We start from the raw sequence: 19975 nt of genomic DNA on the forward strand, positions 1-19975 counted from the left end.
TTTATCCTTAGCTGCTTTTATTATATTTTTTGATACACGATCCAATCCCCAGAATCAATGATTTTCTTTAATATCTCTTTATCCTGAGCAACATACACATATGCATGTATTTCTTTATCAGCAAAATATACCGTTTGTGTAATTCGATCATATAAATCAGTCTCTGCATTACCTGTATATTCTTCGAGTTCATCTAACTTTTGCAAAACCTCATCATCTACTTCGTAAACTTCACCATATACTTTCTCCTCACTTGGGCAAATCATTGCAGGATACCCTTCGTTTGTATCAAATAATTTGCCATACGTCCATGCTCCGTCTACGATGCATGTTGCTCCTTGCATATAATGAGCATTCGTTTGCCCTCTTCTTAACGTGCCATAAACGAAAACGTGATGCATATATCCCTATCCCCTTTATATGTCTCTACTTTCTTATTTGTAAATAAGCACGAATCATAAAGTAACTCACTTCATCTGGAAGCTGCTCTTTAATAGACTTTAATCCACCTTCTGCATTTTGCACGGCAGTTTCAATAAGAGATTCATACGCTGCTGGAACAAAGCTTTTCCAATCTACTTCCATTCCATCTTCAAAAGAGCGAATTAAATGATTTTCAATCGTTTGTCTCGATAGACCACGCTCTTTCGCAATCTCACTTAGATCAATGCCTTGTTTATACATTTCATACGTTTCTAAATGGGAATTTGCTGAAGCTTTTCCTGATTTTTTATGCTCTGTAACAACTTCCATCTTAATCGTTTCCGCATAGTCTGGATTTTCTTCAATAAAGTGCTGAACTGCTTGTAAGAAGTGAGAACCGTACTTCACAAGTTTATGTTCTCCTATTCCTTTTACAGCTAGAAGTTCGGAGTCACTTTGCGGCATTTTCGCGCACATATCTTTTAATGTTTGGTCAGAGAAAATAACGAAAGGCGGTACACCTTCTTCTTGCGCAATTTCTTTACGCACTTCACGAAGCACTTCAAATAAAGGATGGTCTTGGACGATTTGTCGCGTTTCAACTCGTTCTTTTCGTAAAACATTTTCTTTACCAAGCAATACTTCTTTCCCTTTTTCCGTTACTTTTAATGTCGGATATGTACCATGTTCAACTGCAATTAACTCGTCCGAAATTAAAAACTCAATAAACTCACTGACTTCTTTTACACTACGGTTTGATAAAAGGCCATACGTTGGTAAAGTATGAAAATTAAATTCAATGACTTTCTTATTTTTTGATCCAGTTAAAACTTGTGCAATCATTTGTTTTCCAAATCGTTGGTTCGTCCTGATCATACACGATAGAACCATTTGTGATTCTATCGTCACATCAATACTTTCACGATCGTCAGTACAATTACCACAGCGGCCACAATCTTCCTTCGGTTCTTCTCCAAAGTATTGCAAAATAAATGATTGTAAACATTGTTCTGTATGACAGTAGTCCGTCATATTTTGTAGTTTTTCAAGTTCATTTGAAAAACGTGATTCTCCAGTTGATTGATCAATTAAAAAGCGCTGCACTTGCACATCTTGAGAAGAATATAGCAAAATACATTCACTATCTAATCCGTCACGACCAGCACGTCCTGCTTCTTGATAGTAACTTTCCATATTTTTTGGAAGTTGATAATGAATAACGTAACGAATATTCGATTTATCAATCCCCATTCCAAACGCTGATGTCGCTACCATAACGCTGATTTCATCTCGTAAAAAGAGTTCTTGCTGTTCATTTCGATCGTGATCGCTCATACCAGCATGATATTTCGATACCGAAACTCCTGCTTTCCCTAAATCTTCATATAACTGATCGACTACTTTTCTTGTAGCTGCATAAATAATCCCAGATTCCTTCTGATTTTGACGAATATAATCTGCTAAATACGCATTACGATCCTGTCCTTTAATTACTGAAAACGATAAGTTCTCGCGTTCGAACGTTGTCATAATTGTATTTTCTTGATTAATTTCAAGCGTATTACAAATATCATCACGTACTTGTGGTGTTGCTGTTGCTGTTAATGCTAAAACGAGTGGTTTTTCTGGAAGATAATCTAATATGCGATGTATATGCAAATAACTCGGACGGAAATCATGACCCCACTGCGAAATACAGTGCGCCTCATCAATTGCTATCATCGGGATTTTCATATCGATAAGTTGATCAACAAACTCCATAGAATCAAGACGCTCAGGCGCCACGTAAAGCAACTTGTAATGCCCTTGTTTCGCCAATTGAATTCGTTGATTCGCTTCTGTAATAGAAATAGAACTATTAATATATGTAGCGGAAATACCGTTTTGTATTAATGTATCTACTTGATCTTTCATAAGTGAAATCAAAGGTGAGATAACTAATGTCGTTCCTTCGAATACTAATGCGGGAATTTGATAACAAATTGACTTACCACCGCCCGTAGGCATAATACAAACTGTATCTTTCCCATCTAATACATTTTTAATTGTTTCATCTTGTCCTCTTCGGAATGACGAATAACCGAAATAAGACGCTAAAAGTTCTTGTGCTTTTGTAAACAAAAAAGATTCACCTGCTTTTCTATATCTTTCATCTATTCCTATTATATCATCACTTATGCGTCATGAAAGTGATGAATGCCAGAGTTATATAATCTGTCATCAAATTGATTCTCGCCACTTTGAATTTTATAAGTATTTGAGTTCTAGTTGCTTCCTACGTTTTACAATATAAAAAACACAAATCTAGTACATAAGAAGAAAAAATTTCAATATAAATATTCATTTTATTCCCCTTCCTAGAATACTACTAATCGTATACATATGAATTTGAGGAGGTTAAATTATGAAACGTAGTTACAATAGTTCCATCAAGCCTAAAGAGTCAAATAAACAACTCCAATTCTCTAATAATGATGCGTGGAAATATGAATCATTTTATAAGTATCAGCCCTTATTTTCTTATAGCAAGCTTATGAATTTCCTTTCTCAACTTTTTAAACGTTAATACATGTGCCAAATATATATTATTCAAACAAATTTTCTCAACATATAACTTATAGACTTACTACAATACAGTTGTTACCATATATAATAATCTGTTAGATAAACCCCTTATGTTGACCTGCTTAAAATTAGCAGGTCTTTTTTATCCTTACATATTGCAATGTATGATATCCTGGCTGAAAAGTCTTTTCTCCATTTTAGAACCCTATTCCACTCTCCACAAATGATTATAATTCCAAAAAGCAAAATATAAATCCGCTACATTCATACAAGCAATTCATTTTTTCTCAATACACAAAGTGAATTTCATTTGTTATTATGAAGATACTCTAGATGAGTCTTTGCTCATCAACATTATCTAGTTAAAGGGGTCTGCCGCGGGAAGCAGATCCCTTTAACTTTATTAAAAATTATCCTTTTCATTTGGTCGCATTTACCAGGTTATTTCGAAAGAATTTTATGCTAATATTACGTAGTCGAGTCCGACATCTCGGCAATACCCTTTTGAGGTCCTGCAATTTCCCTTGCAGGACCTCTATTACTTTAAAATTCTTTTAATTCATATATATCGTAATCATGTTTTTTATTCCCCTTCAACTTTCTCCTTTTCCAACTCTCAAAAAAACTCCTGGACACGTAACTTAAAAATAACGTTTATCATATTGTGAGATATACCTGTTCAAAGGAGTGTAACTATTTATGTATACTTATTGGCAATCGTATTACTCCCCTTATCATATCACTAATGGAAACTTCGATTCATTTGTACGGAATTACCGAGTTAGTAAAAACGAAAACTTTTTAAAAGGATATATGCGTTCTTTATGGGAACAACACGTCGCTTGGACGCGATTAGCCATTATAGGCATCATCTTTAACTTGCCAGACGTAAACGTTACTGTTGGACGTCTTCTACAAAATGCAACACATATGGGGCTTTCACTTGAACCATTCTACGGAGAAAATGCAGTAAAAAAATATAGTGCATTAATTAAAGACCACTTAGTAATTGCAGCTGATCTTGTTAAAGCCGCAAAAGCTGGCGATCAAAACGCAGCAGCCGCTATAGAAAAGAAGTGGTACTCTAATGGTGATGAAATTGTTGAGTTTCTAACCAGTATCAACCCATATATAGAAAAAGAAGAATTTAGAAAAATGTTTTATGAGCATTTAGCGTTAACGAAAGCGGAAGCACTCGCCTTCCTAAATAAAGATTATGATGCCAGTGTAAAACTATACGATAAAATTGAAAAAGAAGCATTAGAAATGGCTGATACTATAACAGATGCAATCGTAAAACAATTTCCGCAAGTATTTCAATAATAATGGGCCGATTTGTCTTCAAATCGGCTTATTATTATTTCTATCTAGTTCACATTTTACGCCTCTCCTCTTTACATTTAGCTTATATCGATATATTTTATTAATATCCGTTTTTTATAGGAGGAAATAGTTTGATTAACGCAATTGGTCTCGTATTTATCCTCACAAATAAGCACGAGAAAAAGAAGAAAGTTTATCTGAATGAAAAATTCGCATTAATAGACATTATTGATTCTAAAGAAGTATTTGATGATGAAGGTAACTCATTAGTAGAACTAACATGTAAATACAGCATATACTTAGATGAAAAATACTACTGTAAATCTCTCGATGATTATACTGGACAAGTATTCCCCTTCTTAAGCGCTAAAATAGGAAAAGGACTTCTCAGAAACTTAAATTACTACTTTTCTTACGTTGATGCCTATGATAAAAAACCACCTGTTAAGGAAATAAGACCTCTTATGAAACAAGTAACTAACAGATAGTGCTAATTGCCAAAAAGAAAGTATCTAACTTCGGATGCTTTCTTTTTGAATTACTTGATTGCTAGCTTTCATCCTCTTCTAAATATATGTATCCAAGCATACTTTAAAATAAAAACACTGGAGGATTAAGCTGAATGAAATATTCAGAAACAATCGTAAGTAAACGACTTCGAAAACTTAGAACAGCTGGTATGTTTTTTATATTATTTTTAATCGCATGGCTTGGATATACAAAATTCCTTTATGGAAATGGTTTTCTTTTAGAAAAGAAAAATTCAGTTGAAGTAATGAATATTAACTTTACTGGAGAAATAGAAAAGAATTTCGATGTAAACTTACAAGGCTTTCGTAAAACGAACCTTGATACTCTAATAAATGCTAGTAAAACTGATCCGAGTGAATTATCATTAATCGAAATTATTAACACATCTTGTTCTCAAGATTGCATAGGTGAACCTTCAACTTACGTAAAATCGAATCAAGGATATATCTTTTATAAAGAATCTAACGGTACCCCTGTATCTTTAAAAATTAAAAAGCAAGATTCATGGGAAATAGAAAAGAAATCCGTTCAAAATGGAATTTAAACATGCATTTAATATAAACTACCGTTAGCTTTTCACTATAGAAATAGCTCCTATCCCCTTAGGGGTTATATTTGTTTGACGAGTCTACTTATCACATAAATAAAAAGAGTACTTCAAAGTACCCTTTTTATTTATCATTCTTACCATTCTTCATGTTTACAATGACATTTTTCACACTTGCAATGGCATTTCGGTTTCTCTTTACAGCGACATTCGTCACAATCACATTTCGGTTTTTCCTTGCAACGACACTCGTCACAATCACATTTCGGTTTTTCCTTGCAACAACATTCGTGACAATCCTTACGTTTGCATCTACATCTTCCGAACATTAACTCATCCCAAAAACTATTACAATTATTTCTCATGAGAATATGATTCCTCCTTTATAGACTTCATCATATTCTATGTTTTAAAGTGTAAAATGGCTTGTTTGCTAGTCTAGTTTATTAGTATTAAAGTGAGTTGAATCTAGTATCAAATCATATCTATACTTCCTGCTGTGCTTCCACAGCATCATTCAACCTCTGCAACATATACCCAATTCCTTTACACCCTTCTAATGGATATGTAATGATTTCTTCTGGATATAGCTTCGTCACAACTTTTTTATGCTTCTTCCCTGCAAGTAAGACTATTTCATCAAACTGAAGTAAGCTTTTATCAATCATCTGTTGTTTTAATTGTTCTATACTAATAATTTCATTACTCTTTGAATCAAATGCAAGATCATAGTTTTCCTGTAAAATATCATTTGGTCGTAAAAATCCATGCTTTGCTGATAATATAACCCAGTTCTCGAAAAACTCAGCTGCATACGCCTGACATGCTTTTCCGAATGGACTAATATATACATCTTTTGCCTCTACCTCTCCGTAATCTGGGTACTTATCCCAAATTTTCTTCTTTCCGCATGGAATTATGCATAACCTTTTCATCGTTATTTCTTACCTCGCTTCTATCTTTCTTATGAAACATCAATTTCCCAGTACATTTTTTTACAGAATACTATATACTAATCTTGAAAGATAAAATTACATTATCTTCTATATTTAGTTTACTTTCTTTTAGAACAGTCGATTAAGCATATATATTATTACATAAACACACCGTACTAAAGTCACTTTCATACAGCATGCATACACCTCATCCTTTAGTGGATTTGTGAAGATTTCGTAAAATCAAGTACACTTAACCTCCCAATCACTATTCAATAGTACAGTATATATATCATTGAAAGGAGGTGAACAACTATGAAAAATATACTCCCAGCATTATTAGCTTATATTATTGTTTGTATCATCGCGATTATCATTCCAGCATCCGAGGGCTATAATACTGTAGGTTGGAAATTCTTTGTTGGGCAAGCGTACGCAATACCTATTTTCATTATTGCTGCTATTATTACATTTTATATAAATAAGAAACGATCTTATGAATAAACGATAAGTAGGATAGCTATTGCTATCCTTTTTTATTTCCATCCAATAGGCTCGTCTGTAATTTTATAATAAAAAAAGACAAGCAGCCAATCTGACTACTTGTCCTTTCTGTTTATCCGTACTCAATATTATTAAGCTTGGAATGTTTCTGTTAATACAGGAACGATTTGTTTTTTACGAGATACAACACCCTTTAAAGTAGCTGTGTTGTTTTGTAATGTTACGTTGTATGCTTTCTCAACAACGTTTGCTTCTTTACCGATCGCAAGACCAACAGAATCGTTAGTTAAGATGTCAGTTACAACGAATAAGAATAGGTCTAAACCTTTTTCTTCTACTACTGCAGAGATAACTTTTTCAAGTTCCGCTTGGTGTACAAGAACGTCGTTTGTATCAACAGCGTTTACTTGTGCGATTTCAACTTTCGCGTTACCCATTTGGAATTCTTTAGCGTCAAGAGAGATTAATTGCTCCATTGTTTTTCCGCTTAAGTCAGCACCAGCTTTTAACATTTCTAAGCCGTAGCTATCTGCATCTACACCAGCGATTTCCGCTAATTCACGAGCTGCTGCTACGTCTTGTTCTGTGCAAGTTGGAGATTTGAATAGTAAAGAATCTGAAATAATTGCAGATAACATTAAACCTGCAACTTCTTTACGAATTGCAACGCCGTTTTCTTTGTACATTTTGTTTAAGATTGTAGCTGTACATCCAACTGGCTCACAACGATAGTAAATAGGATCGCTTGTTTCAAAGTTAGCAATACGGTGATGGTCAATAACTTCTAACACACGAACAGATTCGATATCGTTAGCACTTTGTTGACGCTCATTATGGTCAACTAAAATAATGTTGTCCACTTCGTTTGCTACTGTCTCAACAAAACGCGGTCCTTCTACTTTAAAATGATCTAACGCAAATTGAGTTTCACCGCTGATTTCGCCTAAACGTACAGGCTCAGCATTCATTCCTAATTCTTTTTTCAATTCTGCATAAGCAATCGCAGAACAAATTGCATCTGTATCTGGGTTTTTATGCCCGAAAACTAGTACTTTTTCCATGATTTCCACCTCTTCATGAAAAGGATATCTTAAAGAAGCAAATATGACAATATTTTAGACACATTTTTTTATAAATAATTGCAGTTTCTTCTATATTTTTCATCGTTTTCACAAAAAAAGACCCTCTAAAATAATTTAGATGGTCAAAGGTTATCTTTTCTTAAAATAAAGGTGGTACTTGCACTACGTTGTTAAATGTGAAATTGACAAAGTCCGTCTAATTATCGAATAGCCCTCTTCCTCTCAAATTTGCGGAAACAGGCTCCTTTCCTATTTCACGTGCCCATATAGATAACTGGCCGATATGGTGGATTTCGTGGACAATGACATGACGTATTATCTCTCCGTGTGTACATTCAATGGCTCGGCGCCTAATTGGTGTGTCTCTAGAGCTAATCGGTTTTTCATTGAAATCAATTTCTGAAAGTTTCCGAGAATCCATTTCATTTGTCCAAGAGGTCACAAATGGCTTCACTTTCTCGTGGTATTGAGCTGAAAGATTTTTCACTTTTTGCAAGCTGGCATATTCTTCAAACAACGGCTCCTCAGGCACTGGTTCACCGCGCAAACCTAATATCCACATATATTCCACATCTACAATGTGAAATAGAGTATGCAGGATACTGCCGAACCCACCGACCCGTTTCTTTAATAGTTCTTCATCCGGCATGTCTTCGCACAATGTAAACCACTCATCACGAACTTGCCAGTTATATTGAAACAGTTTTAACATCACAACACCCTCCATCTTTTAGATTAACATTTAATACTCACCAAAGACTTCAAAATCCCTATTTAAATAATAACTCTAAAAAACCTATTAAAACCTTCTACAAACTGGCTCTTTAATTGAACATTCCAGATGAAGTTACAGGGTTTTATCAAACTTTATTTTAAATTATCAATCTTTTTTATAAATCAACACACAGACATAATAACAAATATGTCGTTTGAAATTATCTCCCTTTTCAAATAAAAAACTAAATCATTTTGTAATAAATTACCGTTGCATCTAACCCACCATTTGGAGAAATTGCATACCCTGGTATTTTACCGGATTCTTGATAGTCTAATGACTTATACAATCTATTGGAAGGATCTCCTTCTCTAGTATCTAATACTAAAAGAGTCCTGTTTTCTTGCTTTGCTCGTTCCTCTGCTTTTTGCATAAGTGAACGTCCAATACCGTTACGTCTAAAGTTTGGATGAGTCATTAACTTACAAATTTCGGCTCTATGGATCCCGTTCGGCTTTGTAACTAGATGTAGTTGAACACTGCCTGTCACTTCATTGTTTATTTTAGCAACATACAATATCACTTCTAGTGCTAATACAGTTTGCCAATACTTCGCTGCTTCTTTTTCTTCTAGTGGAGGTAAAAAACCTATTGACGCTCCATCATCTACTACAGTTTTCAACAGTTCAGAAAGCTCTTCAATATCATTTTCTAGTTGCTTAAGTTCTTCAATTACTATACTTCGCATTCCTTTTCCCCCTTTTGTTTCATTGTAGCAATTTTTAAAGCAGGAATAATGAAATACTAAGATGAAATTATTTAAAATATGATTTTTTAGAGAAAGGATAACTATATGAAATATATATTAGATAGGAAATATGCAAGAGAATTGCTGGATTGGGCATATGAACAAAACCCAGGTCCGTGGTTCGAACATTCACGTAATGTTGCCCTTGCAACTGAAAAGATAGTTGTAGAACTTATTAATAATGGATACGACCTAGATGCTGACATAGCATACAATGCTGCCCTCCTGCATGATATAGGAAGATATAAAGGTTTTACTAAATCTGTTATTCATTCCTATGATGGTTATATGTATATGAATGATTTAGGATATACAGGAAACGCCATTATATGTGTGACACATTCATTTCCTTGCAAAAATGAGCATATAGATATCGCAGCGGAGTGGAGCCTTGTTCCCGATTATATGGAAAGCCGGTTAATTGAAATATTGAATGAAAATAGTGACTACGACTTATACAATAAGGTTATTACCCTTTGTGATGCACTTGCTGATGCGGAAGGCTTTACTACTCTTGAAAAAAGATTGATTTCAGTTGGTTTACGACATGGAACAACCTCTCATACCTCTTTACATTGGAAGGGATTCTACACAATTAAGAATGAATTAGAATCTTTAATCGGTAAGAATATATACACACTTCTCCCTGATGTAGAGAAATCGATTTATAAAAATATAGAATATTAAAATAAACGAAACTTAAAAACGATAGAATTTGTATTTATGATTCTAAAAAACTCTTTGAAAAGTGGAGGGATAAATTATTAGTAAAATGGGATTTGACTTGATAGAACATAAAGATAACTTTGATTTTGGATATGAAGATATAGTAAGTATATCTAGGAGATGTAAATTTTCTAACTGTTCGCATACTAATGAACCACACTGTGCAGTTCAAAAAGCTCTCTCTGACGGAATTCTTTCTGAAGAAATATTTAATAATTATTATAGAGATATAAATGAGGCACAATATGTTTCTGCACAAAGTAATAAAACAAAAGCTATCGATTATATGAAACAACTGAAACTCTTTCAAAAAAATTAGGCTAAAATAAAAAGCTCTCCTTACAAGCTTATTTTAAGGAGAGCTTTCTCATGTTTAATGAATTTGATTTTTCAATTCCACCATACACTCTTGCACTAAAATCATTGCTTAGCACTTTTCAGTTCTCCTGAAATTGCAGCTAAAACACAACAAGCTTCTAAAATCACTTTACTAAGATCAGCCTTTTTGTTTACGACCAAACAAGGACCATATATAACCTTGATTAAAGATTGAATTTTCAGTTTTTTAATACTAGAAATTTGCATGTTTAAAATTTAACACTATCATCCGCCGATACTTTTTCTTTAGAATTTTTCCTTCCAACCTCTTTACTCCGCTCTTCCCAAATCGTTAAACCTTCAATTCCTACTTTTTTAGGATCAAAAACAGGATCTTTTCCTTCTTTTTTCTGCGTTTCATAATCTTTTAACACTTTTAATGCAGTTTTGCTTAACAATAGGATTGCTATAAGGTTTAACCATGCCATACTACCAATTCCTAAATCTCCGAGGTTCCATAAAAACGAAGCTGATTCTACACTACCGATGTATACCATAATTAAAAATCCAATTTTTAATACTGGTTTTAACCAGCTATATTTGAGCCCACCATCTAAATAAGTAAGCGTCGTTTCAGCGATATAGTAGTAAGCGAGTAAAGTTGTAAATGCGAAGAAGAAGATTGCGATTGAAATGAATATTGGACCAAATCCAGTCATAACAGTTTCAACTGCTTGTTGTGTATAAATTGGACCTGCTTCCACATTTCCTATATTCTGTACAATAGCGCTTTTCCCTTCAGGTATAACATTATACATACCTGTTATTAAAATCATGAGAGCTGTTGCTGTACATACTACAATTGTATCGATATATACAGAAAACGCTTGAACTAACCCTTGTTTTGCAGGGTGTGATACTTCAGCAGCTGCAGAACTATATGTTGCTTCTCCTACACCCGCAACGTTTGAAAATACTGCACGCTTTACTCCCCATGCAATAGCTGCCCCAACGATTCCTCCAAACATTTCATTTACACCAAATGCACTTGAGAAAATTAAAGCAAACATACTTGGAATTTCCGTTACATTCGCAATTAATACGATACATGTAACAATTACATACCCAATTGCCATAAATGGAACTAACATTTGTGAAACGCCTGCAATTCTCTTTACTCCACCAAAAATAATCGCTGCCAATAATACAACTAAAAATATACCAGTTATATATTTACTAATGCCCGAAGAGTTTTCAAATCCAACCGCGATACTACTTGATTGAATCCCTGGTAATAAAACGCCATATGAAAGTGTTACAACCACTGCTACAATGACCGCAAACCATTTCATTTTCAAACCTTTTTCAATGAAATATGGTGTACCACCGCGGTATTCATTTCCTACTTTACTTTTATATACTTGTGCTAATGTTGATTCAACAAATGCACTAGCCGCTCCTAATAGAGCCATCATCCACATCCAAAATACAGCTCCAGGTCCGCCAAAAGCGATAGCTGTCGCGACCCCTGCGATATTCCCTATTCCAACCCTACCTGATAACGCCAAACAAAATGCTTGAAAGGATGATATCCCAGTCTCTGAGCTCTTTCCTTCAAATAATAGTTTAATCATCTCTTTAAAATAACGAATTTGTAAAAAACGAGTTGCAATTGTAAAATACACTCCTGCTCCTAATGCAAAAACAACTAAACCAATACTCCATACTTGCCCTACTAACCATTCTACTAATTTCTCCATCCAAATCCCCCTTATAATTCTTTTGAAAAAGCAATTTTATATATAAGAAAAAGGACAACCTTTATCCTACCTACCAGTTGTCCGCATCTCTTACTATATTTCATCATTCTTTTATCCCGCTATTTGTGGGTAGTATGATTCCCACCTCATGCGTTGAACACAAAGGAAGTAAGGTGGAAAATCACCTACCCGTAAATGCCTGATTGGTTCAACTACTATTCAGCAGGGATGAAAAGACTCCCGACTGAATAGAGTATCACTTAATATTTACCCAAACACTTTTCACTTCTGTATAGTTATCAAGGGCGTATGAACCTAATTCCCGTCCAACACCAGATTGCTTATATCCACCAAATGGTGCAGCAGCATTTTCTAAGTTATAATCATTAATCCACACTGTTCCTGCCTTTAATTTATTGGCAACTTGATGCCCTGTTTTAATATTTTGTGTCCATACACCCGCAGCAAGCCCATATGAAGAGCGATTCGCTCTTTCAATTACTTCTTCTGTCGAATCAAATGGAAGTACAACGACAACTGGTCCAAAGATTTCTTCCTTAACAATTGTCATATCATCAGTAACATTTGTGAATACGGTTGGCTGTACAAAATAACCTTTTTCAAATGCACGTTCACCGCCAGCTGCAACAGTAGCACCTTCAGCTTTTCCTTGTTCAATGTAATTTAGCACACGCTCTTGTTGTTTTTTAGATACGAGCGGTCCCATTTCAGTTTCCGCCTCCATACCTGCCCCAAGCTTCACTTCATTTGCCATTTTTACAAGTTCATTTACGACTGTTTCATAGTGCTTTCGATGAACGAAAACTCGAGATCCTGCGCTACAATTTTGACCATGATTATACATAATTCCTTGGAACGCACCGTTAATCGCTTCTTCTAAGTCAGCATCTTCTAAAATGATGTTTGGTGACTTACCACCAAGTTCTAGTGTTACATGTTTAATTGTTTCTGCAGATTGACGCATAATATATTTCCCTGTAACTGTTGAACCTGTGAAAGCTACTTTATCAATATCATGATGGTTTACAATTGCAGCTCCTGCTTCTTGGCCGAAACCTGGTACAAAGTTTACAACACCGTTTGGAAAACCAGCTTCTTTAAAAAGCTTCGCTGTATATAGTAAAGATAAAGGTGTTTGCTCTGCTGGTTTTAATACAATCGTACAACCTGTCGCAAGAGCGGCTCCCATTTTCCAAGAAGACATAACGAGCGGAAAATTCCATGGAATAATTTGACCTACAACACCAACCGGTTCATGGCGTGTGTAATTTAAATAATCTTTTGAAATCGGAATTGTTTGCCCGATAATTTTTGTAGCCCATCCCGCGTAATAACGATAATTTTCTACAGTTGCTGAAATATCATCATCCAGTGCTACTTGATATGGTTTTCCATTGTCTAAAGCTTCTAGCTGTGCTAATTCTTCTCTATGCTCTTCAATTAAATCTGCTAATTTATAAATAAGATGTGCTCTTTCAGCAGTAGTCATCTCTGCCCACGGGCCTGATTCAAAAGCAAATCTCGCCGCTTTTACTGCGATATCAATATCTTCTTCTTGTGCTTCACATACGACGGCTAGCACATCTTCTGTCGCTGGATTGTATGTTTCAAATGTCTTTCCACTAATAGAAGGAACAAATTCGCCATTAATAAACATTTTAATTTCTTCATTTAAAAACGCTTTCACCTTTGGTTTCAACTCAATGTTTGTCGTTAACATATATACTCTCCTCCTTGTTTAAACAGCTGCATGAGCTGCAATTTTTGATAAAATCGTTTGAAGCTTTTGATCTTCCTCTTCAGTTAATCCTAATCTCGGATAACGAGAAGGTCCGCCAACTTGCCCGTGTAGTTCCATTGAACGTTTAACGATTTGTACATATTTCCCTGATCCTTCAAGAAACTCGCAAAGTGGTAAAATAGCATCGTTCATTTCCCACGCTTTTTCTAATTCACCATTTTGAAAATGCTCATACATTTTCGTAACAAGTCCTGGAACAATATTTCCTGCTACTGAAACCCATCCTGTTGCACCAACTAAATAAGATTCCATAACTAAATCTTCAGATCCGCAGAAGACTTGAAAAGCACCTTCACCTTGTCTTACTAAATCTCTCGCTTTTCGAATATCTCCGCTAGATTCTTTAATATGTGTAACATTTTCACATTCTTTTCCGATTCGAAGCATAAGTTCTGTACTCATATCAACACCAGAAGTAAATGGATTATTGTATAGCATAATTGGTATATTTACAGCGTTTGAGATTTCTTTAAAATGAAAATAGATTTCCTCTTCTTTCGGTTTACAATAATACGAGTGTATAATTAATGCACAATCTGCTCCGTGCGCTTCTGCATGTTTCGTATATTCAATCGTTTCTTTCGTCGTCTCCGCAGCAGTTCCAACAATAACTGGAATACGGCCATCAACTTCTTTTAATACTGTTTCTACCATGTTAAATCGTTCTTCTTTTGATAAACTAACAAATTCCCCCGTACTTCCATTAATAATAATTCCAGCTACCTTTTGCTCAATAAAGTAGTTTACGTTTTGTTTTACGCCTTTCCAATCAATCTCTTGAAATTCATCCATCGGTGTTATTAATACTGGAAATGCCCCTTTAATTTTTTGCATCTTTATCTCTCCCTTTAACATATTATTTTAATAAGAAACCTGTTGGAAACGGATCAGTAGGATCTAATATAAATGTTTGCATACCTGTAATAAACCCTCTACTTTCAAATCGAAAAATGTATCCGAGTTCTTCTTTCTTCACTTTTTCTACTGTTATAAAGCTATTAAAAATACTTTCATTTCTAAAAGGTTTATCCGCTATATAATCATTTTTAAATAATGTATGAACATAAGACACAATAGTAGAAACAAAACCCGGCGAACGTACTATAAAGTTATCTTCATGAAATGTAATCGACTTTATATGGTTCTTTTCTTTTTGCATAGAATCTACTAAAATAAGTCTTTTTATTAATGACTGTTTTTGTATAGATTGAAGTGTAGCTTCACCCCATTTTTTTAATTTAGAGATGTTTTCAATACTGATTTCTGGCGAATACGTATCTTTTTCTACAACTGCATATACTTTATCTGCTTGTATGAGAGAATAACGTATATTACCAATATTCAAATCCTTCTCAACCATATAACATAGTTTGCTTTCAAACGAAACAGATATAACTTCATCATCCTCTACATATGCGTGGACTGAAAAAATTCCAGATAGCGTTTCAATTTTATATTGATTAGAATCTCTCTTTTTTAAATATCCACTTTCTAGTAGCATTGTTATTACCGCGACAATACCACCGTAATGAAGAGGGATTGATCCTTCATGATTAAAAAACAATACAGCTGCATCCACTTCATTATGAATAGAAGGAACGACAATACATCCATTTAAACCGATAAAACCACGTGGTTCATTTAATAAGAGTTTCATTTCTTCTGCTAAATCACCTGAAAATTGTTCATTTAGTTGCTCCAAACTGTAGTAGTATTTGCATGGTAGGTCTTTAATTACACGAAATGCTTCGCCAGCTACGTGTACGTCTACTGCTGTATACATTTTTTGAATGTTCATTTTACATCCTCCGTTTCATGTTCCATCGGCGGAATTAGCAAAAAGCCTTCTTTAAGTGGATCCTTTTCATTGTAAAAAAATCTATGCATGCCCATAAGCCAAGCTGATCCCGTAATTTTCGTTACTACAGCTTCAATATTTTCGACATATGTTGTATTCATGACACACCCTTTAAATAGAGAACCCACAATACTCTCATGAACAAATTCTTCATCGATGTCAATTTTTTTATGAGCGTATAATACAGCTAACTTCGCTGATGTTCCTGTACCACATGGAGATCGATCAATTCCCCCTGGTGGAACAACAACTGTATTTTTCACATGCGCACTTTCATGAGTAGGATCTGTGTAAAATTCAATATGTGTTAATCCTCTTATAAACGAATACTCTGGATGAATGATTTCAAAATTCTCATTAATTGTATTTCTAATATGAATCGCCTTATCAATGATTGTAGAAGCATTTTCTGGCACTAGCTCTAGACCAACTGCCTTCGCATCGATAATGGCATAAAAATTACCTCCATACGCAATATCAGCCTCTACAGTTCCAATTTCTTCGACGTATACAGAAATATTTTTCAGTAAAAAAGCTGGTATGTTACAGAAAGAGACTTCTTTCGCTTTCCCATCTTGAACAGAAATATCTACTTCAACTAAGCCAGCTGGCGTATCTAGCTTTAAGGAAGTAATCGGTTCAACTACTGGAATTAAACCTGATTCAACTAAAGCTGTACATACACCAATTGTATCGTGGCCACACATCGGCAAATATCCACCCGTCTCTATGTATATAACACCTATATCAGCTTCAGGATGACACGGATCTGTTAATAGTGCTCCTGACATTACATCATGACCACGTGGCTCATTCATTAACAATTTACGAATCCAGTCATACTCCTTTTTCATATGTAACATCTTCTCTGCCATCGTCTCTCCAATTAACTTAGGAAGTCCGCTAATTAATGTCCTCGTTGGATTCCCGCCCGTATGTGTATCAATCGTCGTAAAGACTCTTTGTGACCTCATCCGTTTAACACCCTTTCTGTAAAACGACTCAAACGAAGTTGTTCAATAGGAATGATTGTTTCTTTGTCATTTAATAACTCTTCAATCACTTTCCCAGTAACTGCTGCAAGACTAATTCCATCACCTTCATGTCCTGCTGCTATAAAGTAGTTCGGAATATGTTCCACTCCTGAAATGATTGGCAAATGATCTTCTGTCCACGGGCGTAAACCAGCATATGAACGAATCACCATCATATCTGCCATTTTCGGATAAAAACGAATTGCTCTGTTCGCAATACATTTAATAACCTCGTTATTTATCTTCGTATGAAAGCCTACAAATTCTCTACTACTACCAATTAAAAAATTTTGGCTTTCTGTCGGTTCAAATACAAGTGCCACCCCGTACTTTTCAGTTAAAGCATCCACTTTTCGTTTTCCACCAAATTTAGAAATCAAATAACCAAATTCCATTACTTTACGGCAACCTACGTGTTGTTGCCTTGAAGCTACAATAATATGTCCCTTTCTCGGTTCAATTGGGATATTCACATCTAACATCTGTCCGATTTTAGGAGCCCACACACCGGCTGCGTTCACAACTTGCTTCGCAGTAAACGTTCCATTTGTCGTTTCTACAATAAAGGAACCATCTATATCTCTTTTTATTTCTTTCACTTCTGTATGATTAAAAGCTTTTGTACCAAATTTTTTTGACTCTGCGAGAAGTGAAAAAGCAAGAAGGTACGGATTTACAGTCGAATCCGTTGCACATTCTAAACCACCTAATAAATCATCTGCAAAAAACGGTGATTCGTCTCTTATATCTTGTCTATCAAGCATACGAAACGGTAAACCAGCTTCTTTTTGCCGATTGACCCATTGCTGCGCCGCTTCCATCTCTTCGTCTAATTCACAAACGAGAATGCTTCCTGGCGCCCTATATTCAAATGAGTGCTCTAACTCTTCACTTAAATCAGTTACTAATTTTTGACTTACTAACGACATTTGGCTATCAAACCCTGGGTCTTTATCAATCGCTAAAATATTCCCATCACACCGTGAAGACGTTCCACTGACAAATTCTCCTTTTTCAATGATCGTTACGTCTCTTCCGTATTTTGAAGTGTAATAAGCGATAGAACATCCTATAATTCCACCGCCTATTATTAAAACGTCACAGTGCCTCATATATAGCACTCCTCCTTTCTCCTAAATCTCTCACTTTTTATTTATGCAATTGGTGTGCCAACTCTACATACAGAACTATTTATATGAAATAATTTTTATTTGTAAAAATATTTTAAATTTATCGTAAATAGGTGTATTATTTCTTTATCACTGTCTAAATTTTTATACATACTAGGAGGACACTATGACATTTTCATTTCCAACAATAAAAGGGTTTATAAAAATTTTATCAATTGATCGTACAAGCACCATTCAGCACATGAAACAGGAAGGTAAAAATTTTTATTACCTTCCTTCATCTACTGAAGAATGTAGTTGCGCAGTTATTTATGAAGAGGACTCTTTCACTACGTTAATCGAAGCTTTTTCTAACAATTCGGCAGTTGTAATTGTGAACGAAAATCTAGATCCTATATGCTGTGTAACTGCTCAACAAATGATTCCATTTCTTTATAAGTCTTACAATGATCTGCTAGCTTTTTATAACACTGTCATTCAAACGACTGATTCTTCTGTTACCGTCATTGATGAGAAAGAATGCGTTCGTACGTGGACAGATGGCGCTGAAAAAATCTTTTCAGTCAAACATAACGAAATTATCGGACAACCGATTACACGTTTTTTTGATTATAAAGATTTAGAAATTTTACAATCATTACATGACGGAAAAAGCATAATCGCCCAGTTCCATCAGCCTCGTCCGGATTTGTTCGTATTAATTAATTCAAATCCAGTTTATTGTAACAATGAAATTATAGGAGCAGTCGTTTCTGAAACTGATGTTACAAATCAAGTCGCTTTGAATGAAAAACTATTTAATATGTCGCATGAAATGCACCGATTAGAACAAGAAGTAGCAAAATATAAAGATACATCCGATCCTTTCCTTGCGATGAATGGAAAAAGCCCTGTTATACAACGAACGATTCAATTAGCTAGAAAGGTTTGTTCAGTGAAATCCACGGTTTTAATACTCGGCGAAAGCGGAGTTGGAAAAGAAGTGTTTGCGAAAGCAATTCATGAAGCAAGTGAGACAGCGAATGCCCCGTTTATTTCAATTAACTGCGGTGCAATTCCTGAAGCGTTATTTGAAAGTGAATTATTTGGTTACGAGCGCGGGGCGTTTTCTGGTGCAAATAGTAAAGGGAAGAAAGGGAAAATAGAGCTCGCGCAAGGCGGTACTTTATTCCTTGATGAGATTGGAGAAATGCCTCTCGATATGCAAGTGAAACTTTTGCGTGTACTGCAAGAACGAAAGTATTACCGAGTTGGTGGAGAAAAAGAAATTAATATCGATTTCCGCATTATCGCTGCTACAAATCGTGATTTACAAGAAGAAATGAGAAAAGGAACTTTCCGAGAAGATTTATACTATCGCTTAAATGTAGTTAGCTTGCACATTCCGCCACTGCGCGAAAGACGAGAGGATATTATCGAATTAACCTACTCCTTCTTAAACGATTTTTCAATAAACTATAACAGGCCTATTCGTGACTTACCTTCAAGCATTATGCATGAACTGCTTCATTACAATTGGCCTGGTAATATTCGCGAGCTCCGCAACGTAGTTGAAAGACTCGTCGTATTTGCGACAGACGGCATTATAAAACAAGAATATTTACCGTTTCATACAAATGATACTTTAGAGAACAAAACATCTCATTCCCTATTACTCAGCAATAATAATATGATTCTTTCTTTACAAGAAGAAATGGATGAGCACGAGAAAAAGGTAATTGAAAGGGCTTTACGCATTTTAGATGGTAATAAATTAGAATGTGCGAAACAACTCGGGGTAACGAGGGCCACTTTATATAACCGCTTAAAAAGGCTTGGGTTACAATAACCCCTTCTCCTCCTCTATGTTGGCATAGTTATTGCATAATAATTTGTGTAAACCGAACTAGAGGAG

At 35.0% G+C, this 19975-nt stretch carries 21 protein-coding genes; 7 read left to right on the forward strand and 14 right to left on the reverse strand.

Annotated elements, in window-relative coordinates; genetic code table 11:
* Nucleotides 1-20: 20 nt before the first annotated feature.
* Both MHI07_RS13045 and recQ read right to left on the reverse strand, forming a co-directional pair.
* Nucleotides 21-401: a gamma-glutamylcyclotransferase family protein gene (locus MHI07_RS13045; protein ID WP_215578716.1), complete on the reverse strand. Its 381-nt coding sequence runs from the start codon at nucleotides 399-401 to the stop codon at nucleotides 21-23.
* 25 nt (nucleotides 402-426) lie between these two features.
* Entirely contained in the window at nucleotides 427-2544 is a 2118-nt protein-coding gene (recQ, locus tag MHI07_RS13050; protein ID WP_215578718.1) for a DNA helicase RecQ, read from the reverse strand.
* 1143 nt (nucleotides 2545-3687) lie between these two features.
* Here recQ and MHI07_RS13055 point away from each other — a divergent pair.
* From MHI07_RS13055 to MHI07_RS13065, 3 genes are all read left to right on the forward strand, one after another.
* Entirely contained in the window at nucleotides 3688-4311 is a 624-nt protein-coding gene (locus MHI07_RS13055; protein ID WP_340824227.1) for an acetylglutamate kinase, read from the forward strand.
* A 131-nt stretch (nucleotides 4312-4442) separates the two neighbouring features.
* Nucleotides 4443-4799: a hypothetical protein gene (locus MHI07_RS13060; protein WP_000606233.1), complete on the forward strand. Its 357-nt coding sequence runs from the start codon at nucleotides 4443-4445 to the stop codon at nucleotides 4797-4799.
* Nucleotides 4800-4933: 134 nt separating this feature from the next.
* Nucleotides 4934-5386 carry a hypothetical protein gene (locus MHI07_RS13065; protein WP_215578722.1) on the forward strand — a complete coding sequence of 151 codons (453 nt, stop codon included), beginning with the start codon at nucleotides 4934-4936 and terminating at the stop codon, nucleotides 5384-5386.
* A 127-nt stretch (nucleotides 5387-5513) separates the two neighbouring features.
* Here MHI07_RS13065 and MHI07_RS29390 read toward each other — a convergent pair whose 3' ends face one another.
* Together MHI07_RS29390 and MHI07_RS13075 are read right to left on the reverse strand one after the other, a co-directional pair.
* The gene (locus tag MHI07_RS29390) at nucleotides 5514-5651 is read right to left on the reverse strand and encodes a hypothetical protein (RefSeq protein ID WP_445661751.1); all 138 of its coding nucleotides are present in this window, start codon (nucleotides 5649-5651) and stop codon (nucleotides 5514-5516) included.
* A 223-nt stretch (nucleotides 5652-5874) separates the two neighbouring features.
* On the reverse strand, nucleotides 5875-6324 hold the full coding sequence (locus MHI07_RS13075) for a DUF6884 domain-containing protein (protein WP_215578724.1): 450 nt from the start codon (nucleotides 6322-6324) through the stop codon (nucleotides 5875-5877).
* 315 nt (nucleotides 6325-6639) lie between these two features.
* On the opposite strand from MHI07_RS13075, the gene MHI07_RS13080 reads away from it, so the two are divergent.
* The gene (locus MHI07_RS13080; protein ID WP_002012993.1) at nucleotides 6640-6828 is read left to right on the forward strand and encodes a DUF4017 family protein; all 189 of its coding nucleotides are present in this window, start codon (nucleotides 6640-6642) and stop codon (nucleotides 6826-6828) included.
* Between the two features lie 131 nt (nucleotides 6829-6959).
* Here the strand turns inward: MHI07_RS13080 and ppaC are convergent, their stop codons facing one another.
* The 3 genes from ppaC to MHI07_RS13095 all read right to left on the reverse strand — a co-directional run bounded on the left by ppaC (nucleotide 6960) and on the right by MHI07_RS13095 (nucleotide 9373).
* The gene (ppaC, locus tag MHI07_RS13085) at nucleotides 6960-7889 is read right to left on the reverse strand and encodes a manganese-dependent inorganic pyrophosphatase (RefSeq protein ID WP_215578726.1); all 930 of its coding nucleotides are present in this window, start codon (nucleotides 7887-7889) and stop codon (nucleotides 6960-6962) included.
* 217 nt (nucleotides 7890-8106) lie between these two features.
* Nucleotides 8107-8622: a DinB family protein gene (locus MHI07_RS13090; protein ID WP_215582091.1), complete on the reverse strand. Its 516-nt coding sequence runs from the start codon at nucleotides 8620-8622 to the stop codon at nucleotides 8107-8109.
* A 247-nt stretch (nucleotides 8623-8869) separates the two neighbouring features.
* On the reverse strand, nucleotides 8870-9373 hold the full coding sequence (locus MHI07_RS13095; RefSeq protein WP_340824234.1) for a GNAT family N-acetyltransferase: 504 nt from the start codon (nucleotides 9371-9373) through the stop codon (nucleotides 8870-8872).
* A gap of 105 nt (nucleotides 9374-9478) precedes the next feature.
* Here MHI07_RS13095 and MHI07_RS13100 point away from each other — a divergent pair, with 105 nt between their 5' ends.
* Both MHI07_RS13100 and MHI07_RS13105 read left to right on the forward strand, forming a co-directional pair.
* The gene (locus MHI07_RS13100) at nucleotides 9479-10120 is read left to right on the forward strand and encodes an HD domain-containing protein (RefSeq protein WP_215578730.1); all 642 of its coding nucleotides are present in this window, start codon (nucleotides 9479-9481) and stop codon (nucleotides 10118-10120) included.
* Nucleotides 10121-10205: 85 nt separating this feature from the next.
* Entirely contained in the window at nucleotides 10206-10478 is a 273-nt protein-coding gene (locus MHI07_RS13105) for a hypothetical protein (RefSeq protein ID WP_002200231.1), read from the forward strand.
* A 101-nt stretch (nucleotides 10479-10579) separates the two neighbouring features.
* Here MHI07_RS13105 and MHI07_RS13110 read toward each other — a convergent pair whose 3' ends face one another.
* The 7 genes from MHI07_RS13110 to MHI07_RS13140 form a co-directional block, all read right to left on the reverse strand.
* Nucleotides 10580-10744, reverse strand: coding sequence for a hypothetical protein (locus MHI07_RS13110; RefSeq protein WP_215578732.1), 165 nt, complete (start codon nucleotides 10742-10744; stop codon nucleotides 10580-10582).
* A 2-nt stretch (nucleotides 10745-10746) separates the two neighbouring features.
* Nucleotides 10747-12237 (reverse strand): alanine/glycine:cation symporter family protein, encoded by a 1491-nt coding sequence (locus tag MHI07_RS13115; RefSeq protein ID WP_215578734.1) that lies wholly within the window; start codon nucleotides 12235-12237, stop codon nucleotides 10747-10749.
* 256 nt (nucleotides 12238-12493) lie between these two features.
* Nucleotides 12494-13978, reverse strand: coding sequence for an aldehyde dehydrogenase family protein (locus MHI07_RS13120; protein ID WP_002110322.1), 1485 nt, complete (start codon nucleotides 13976-13978; stop codon nucleotides 12494-12496).
* Between the two features lie 18 nt (nucleotides 13979-13996).
* Nucleotides 13997-14893, reverse strand: a complete 897-nt coding sequence (dapA, locus tag MHI07_RS13125; RefSeq protein ID WP_340824242.1) for a 4-hydroxy-tetrahydrodipicolinate synthase — start codon at nucleotides 14891-14893, stop codon at nucleotides 13997-13999.
* A 22-nt stretch (nucleotides 14894-14915) separates the two neighbouring features.
* Nucleotides 14916-15857, reverse strand: a complete 942-nt coding sequence (locus MHI07_RS13130) for a proline racemase family protein (protein ID WP_215578736.1) — start codon at nucleotides 15855-15857, stop codon at nucleotides 14916-14918.
* On the reverse strand, nucleotides 15854-16891 hold the full coding sequence (locus MHI07_RS13135) for a proline racemase family protein (RefSeq protein ID WP_113710033.1): 1038 nt from the start codon (nucleotides 16889-16891) through the stop codon (nucleotides 15854-15856). The genes MHI07_RS13130 and MHI07_RS13135 overlap by 4 nt, the downstream gene beginning before the upstream one ends.
* The gene (locus tag MHI07_RS13140; RefSeq protein WP_340824245.1) at nucleotides 16888-18063 is read right to left on the reverse strand and encodes an NAD(P)/FAD-dependent oxidoreductase; all 1176 of its coding nucleotides are present in this window, start codon (nucleotides 18061-18063) and stop codon (nucleotides 16888-16890) included. The genes MHI07_RS13135 and MHI07_RS13140 overlap by 4 nt, the downstream gene beginning before the upstream one ends.
* A 184-nt stretch (nucleotides 18064-18247) precedes the next feature.
* Here MHI07_RS13140 and MHI07_RS13145 point away from each other — a divergent pair, with 184 nt between their 5' ends.
* Nucleotides 18248-19909, forward strand: a complete 1662-nt coding sequence (locus tag MHI07_RS13145) for a sigma-54 interaction domain-containing protein (protein WP_340824247.1) — start codon at nucleotides 18248-18250, stop codon at nucleotides 19907-19909.
* Nucleotides 19910-19975: the final 66 nt, after the last annotated feature.

Origin of the sequence: Bacillus sp. FSL H8-0545 (assembly GCF_038006105.1) — a bacterium.
Classification (GTDB): Bacteria; Bacillota; Bacilli; order Bacillales; family Bacillaceae_G; genus Bacillus_A; species Bacillus_A cereus_U.

What these genes read in the sequence shown, in the direction of transcription:
- MHI07_RS13045 (WP_215578716.1), bottom strand. Translation starts at nt 401, where the DNA reads ATGCATCACGTTTTCGTTTATGGCACGTTAAGAAGAGGGCAAACGAAT.
- MHI07_RS13055 (WP_340824227.1), top strand. Translation starts at nt 3,688, where the DNA reads ATGTATACTTATTGGCAATCGTATTACTCCCCTTATCATATCACTAAT.
- MHI07_RS13065 (WP_215578722.1), top strand. Translation starts at nt 4,934, where the DNA reads ATGAAATATTCAGAAACAATCGTAAGTAAACGACTTCGAAAACTTAGA.
- MHI07_RS13075 (WP_215578724.1), bottom strand. Translation starts at nt 6,324, where the DNA reads ATGAAAAGGTTATGCATAATTCCATGCGGAAAGAAGAAAATTTGGGAT.
- MHI07_RS13080 (WP_002012993.1), top strand. Translation starts at nt 6,640, where the DNA reads ATGAAAAATATACTCCCAGCATTATTAGCTTATATTATTGTTTGTATC.
- ppaC (WP_215578726.1), bottom strand. Translation starts at nt 7,889, where the DNA reads ATGGAAAAAGTACTAGTTTTCGGGCATAAAAACCCAGATACAGATGCA.
- MHI07_RS13090 (WP_215582091.1), bottom strand. Translation starts at nt 8,622, where the DNA reads ATGTTAAAACTGTTTCAATATAACTGGCAAGTTCGTGATGAGTGGTTT.
- MHI07_RS13095 (WP_340824234.1), bottom strand. Translation starts at nt 9,373, where the DNA reads ATGCGAAGTATAGTAATTGAAGAACTTAAGCAACTAGAAAATGATATT.
- MHI07_RS13100 (WP_215578730.1), top strand. Translation starts at nt 9,479, where the DNA reads ATGAAATATATATTAGATAGGAAATATGCAAGAGAATTGCTGGATTGG.
- MHI07_RS13105 (WP_002200231.1), top strand. Translation starts at nt 10,206, where the DNA reads ATGGGATTTGACTTGATAGAACATAAAGATAACTTTGATTTTGGATAT.
- MHI07_RS13110 (WP_215578732.1), bottom strand. Translation starts at nt 10,744, where the DNA reads ATGCAAATTTCTAGTATTAAAAAACTGAAAATTCAATCTTTAATCAAG.
- MHI07_RS13115 (WP_215578734.1), bottom strand. Translation starts at nt 12,237, where the DNA reads ATGGAGAAATTAGTAGAATGGTTAGTAGGGCAAGTATGGAGTATTGGT.
- MHI07_RS13120 (WP_002110322.1), bottom strand. Translation starts at nt 13,978, where the DNA reads ATGTTAACGACAAACATTGAGTTGAAACCAAAGGTGAAAGCGTTTTTA.
- dapA (WP_340824242.1), bottom strand. Translation starts at nt 14,893, where the DNA reads ATGCAAAAAATTAAAGGGGCATTTCCAGTATTAATAACACCGATGGAT.
- MHI07_RS13130 (WP_215578736.1), bottom strand. Translation starts at nt 15,857, where the DNA reads ATGAACATTCAAAAAATGTATACAGCAGTAGACGTACACGTAGCTGGC.
- MHI07_RS13135 (WP_113710033.1), bottom strand. Translation starts at nt 16,891, where the DNA reads ATGAGGTCACAAAGAGTCTTTACGACGATTGATACACATACGGGCGGG.
- MHI07_RS13140 (WP_340824245.1), bottom strand. Translation starts at nt 18,063, where the DNA reads ATGAGGCACTGTGACGTTTTAATAATAGGCGGTGGAATTATAGGATGT.
- MHI07_RS13145 (WP_340824247.1), top strand. Translation starts at nt 18,248, where the DNA reads ATGACATTTTCATTTCCAACAATAAAAGGGTTTATAAAAATTTTATCA.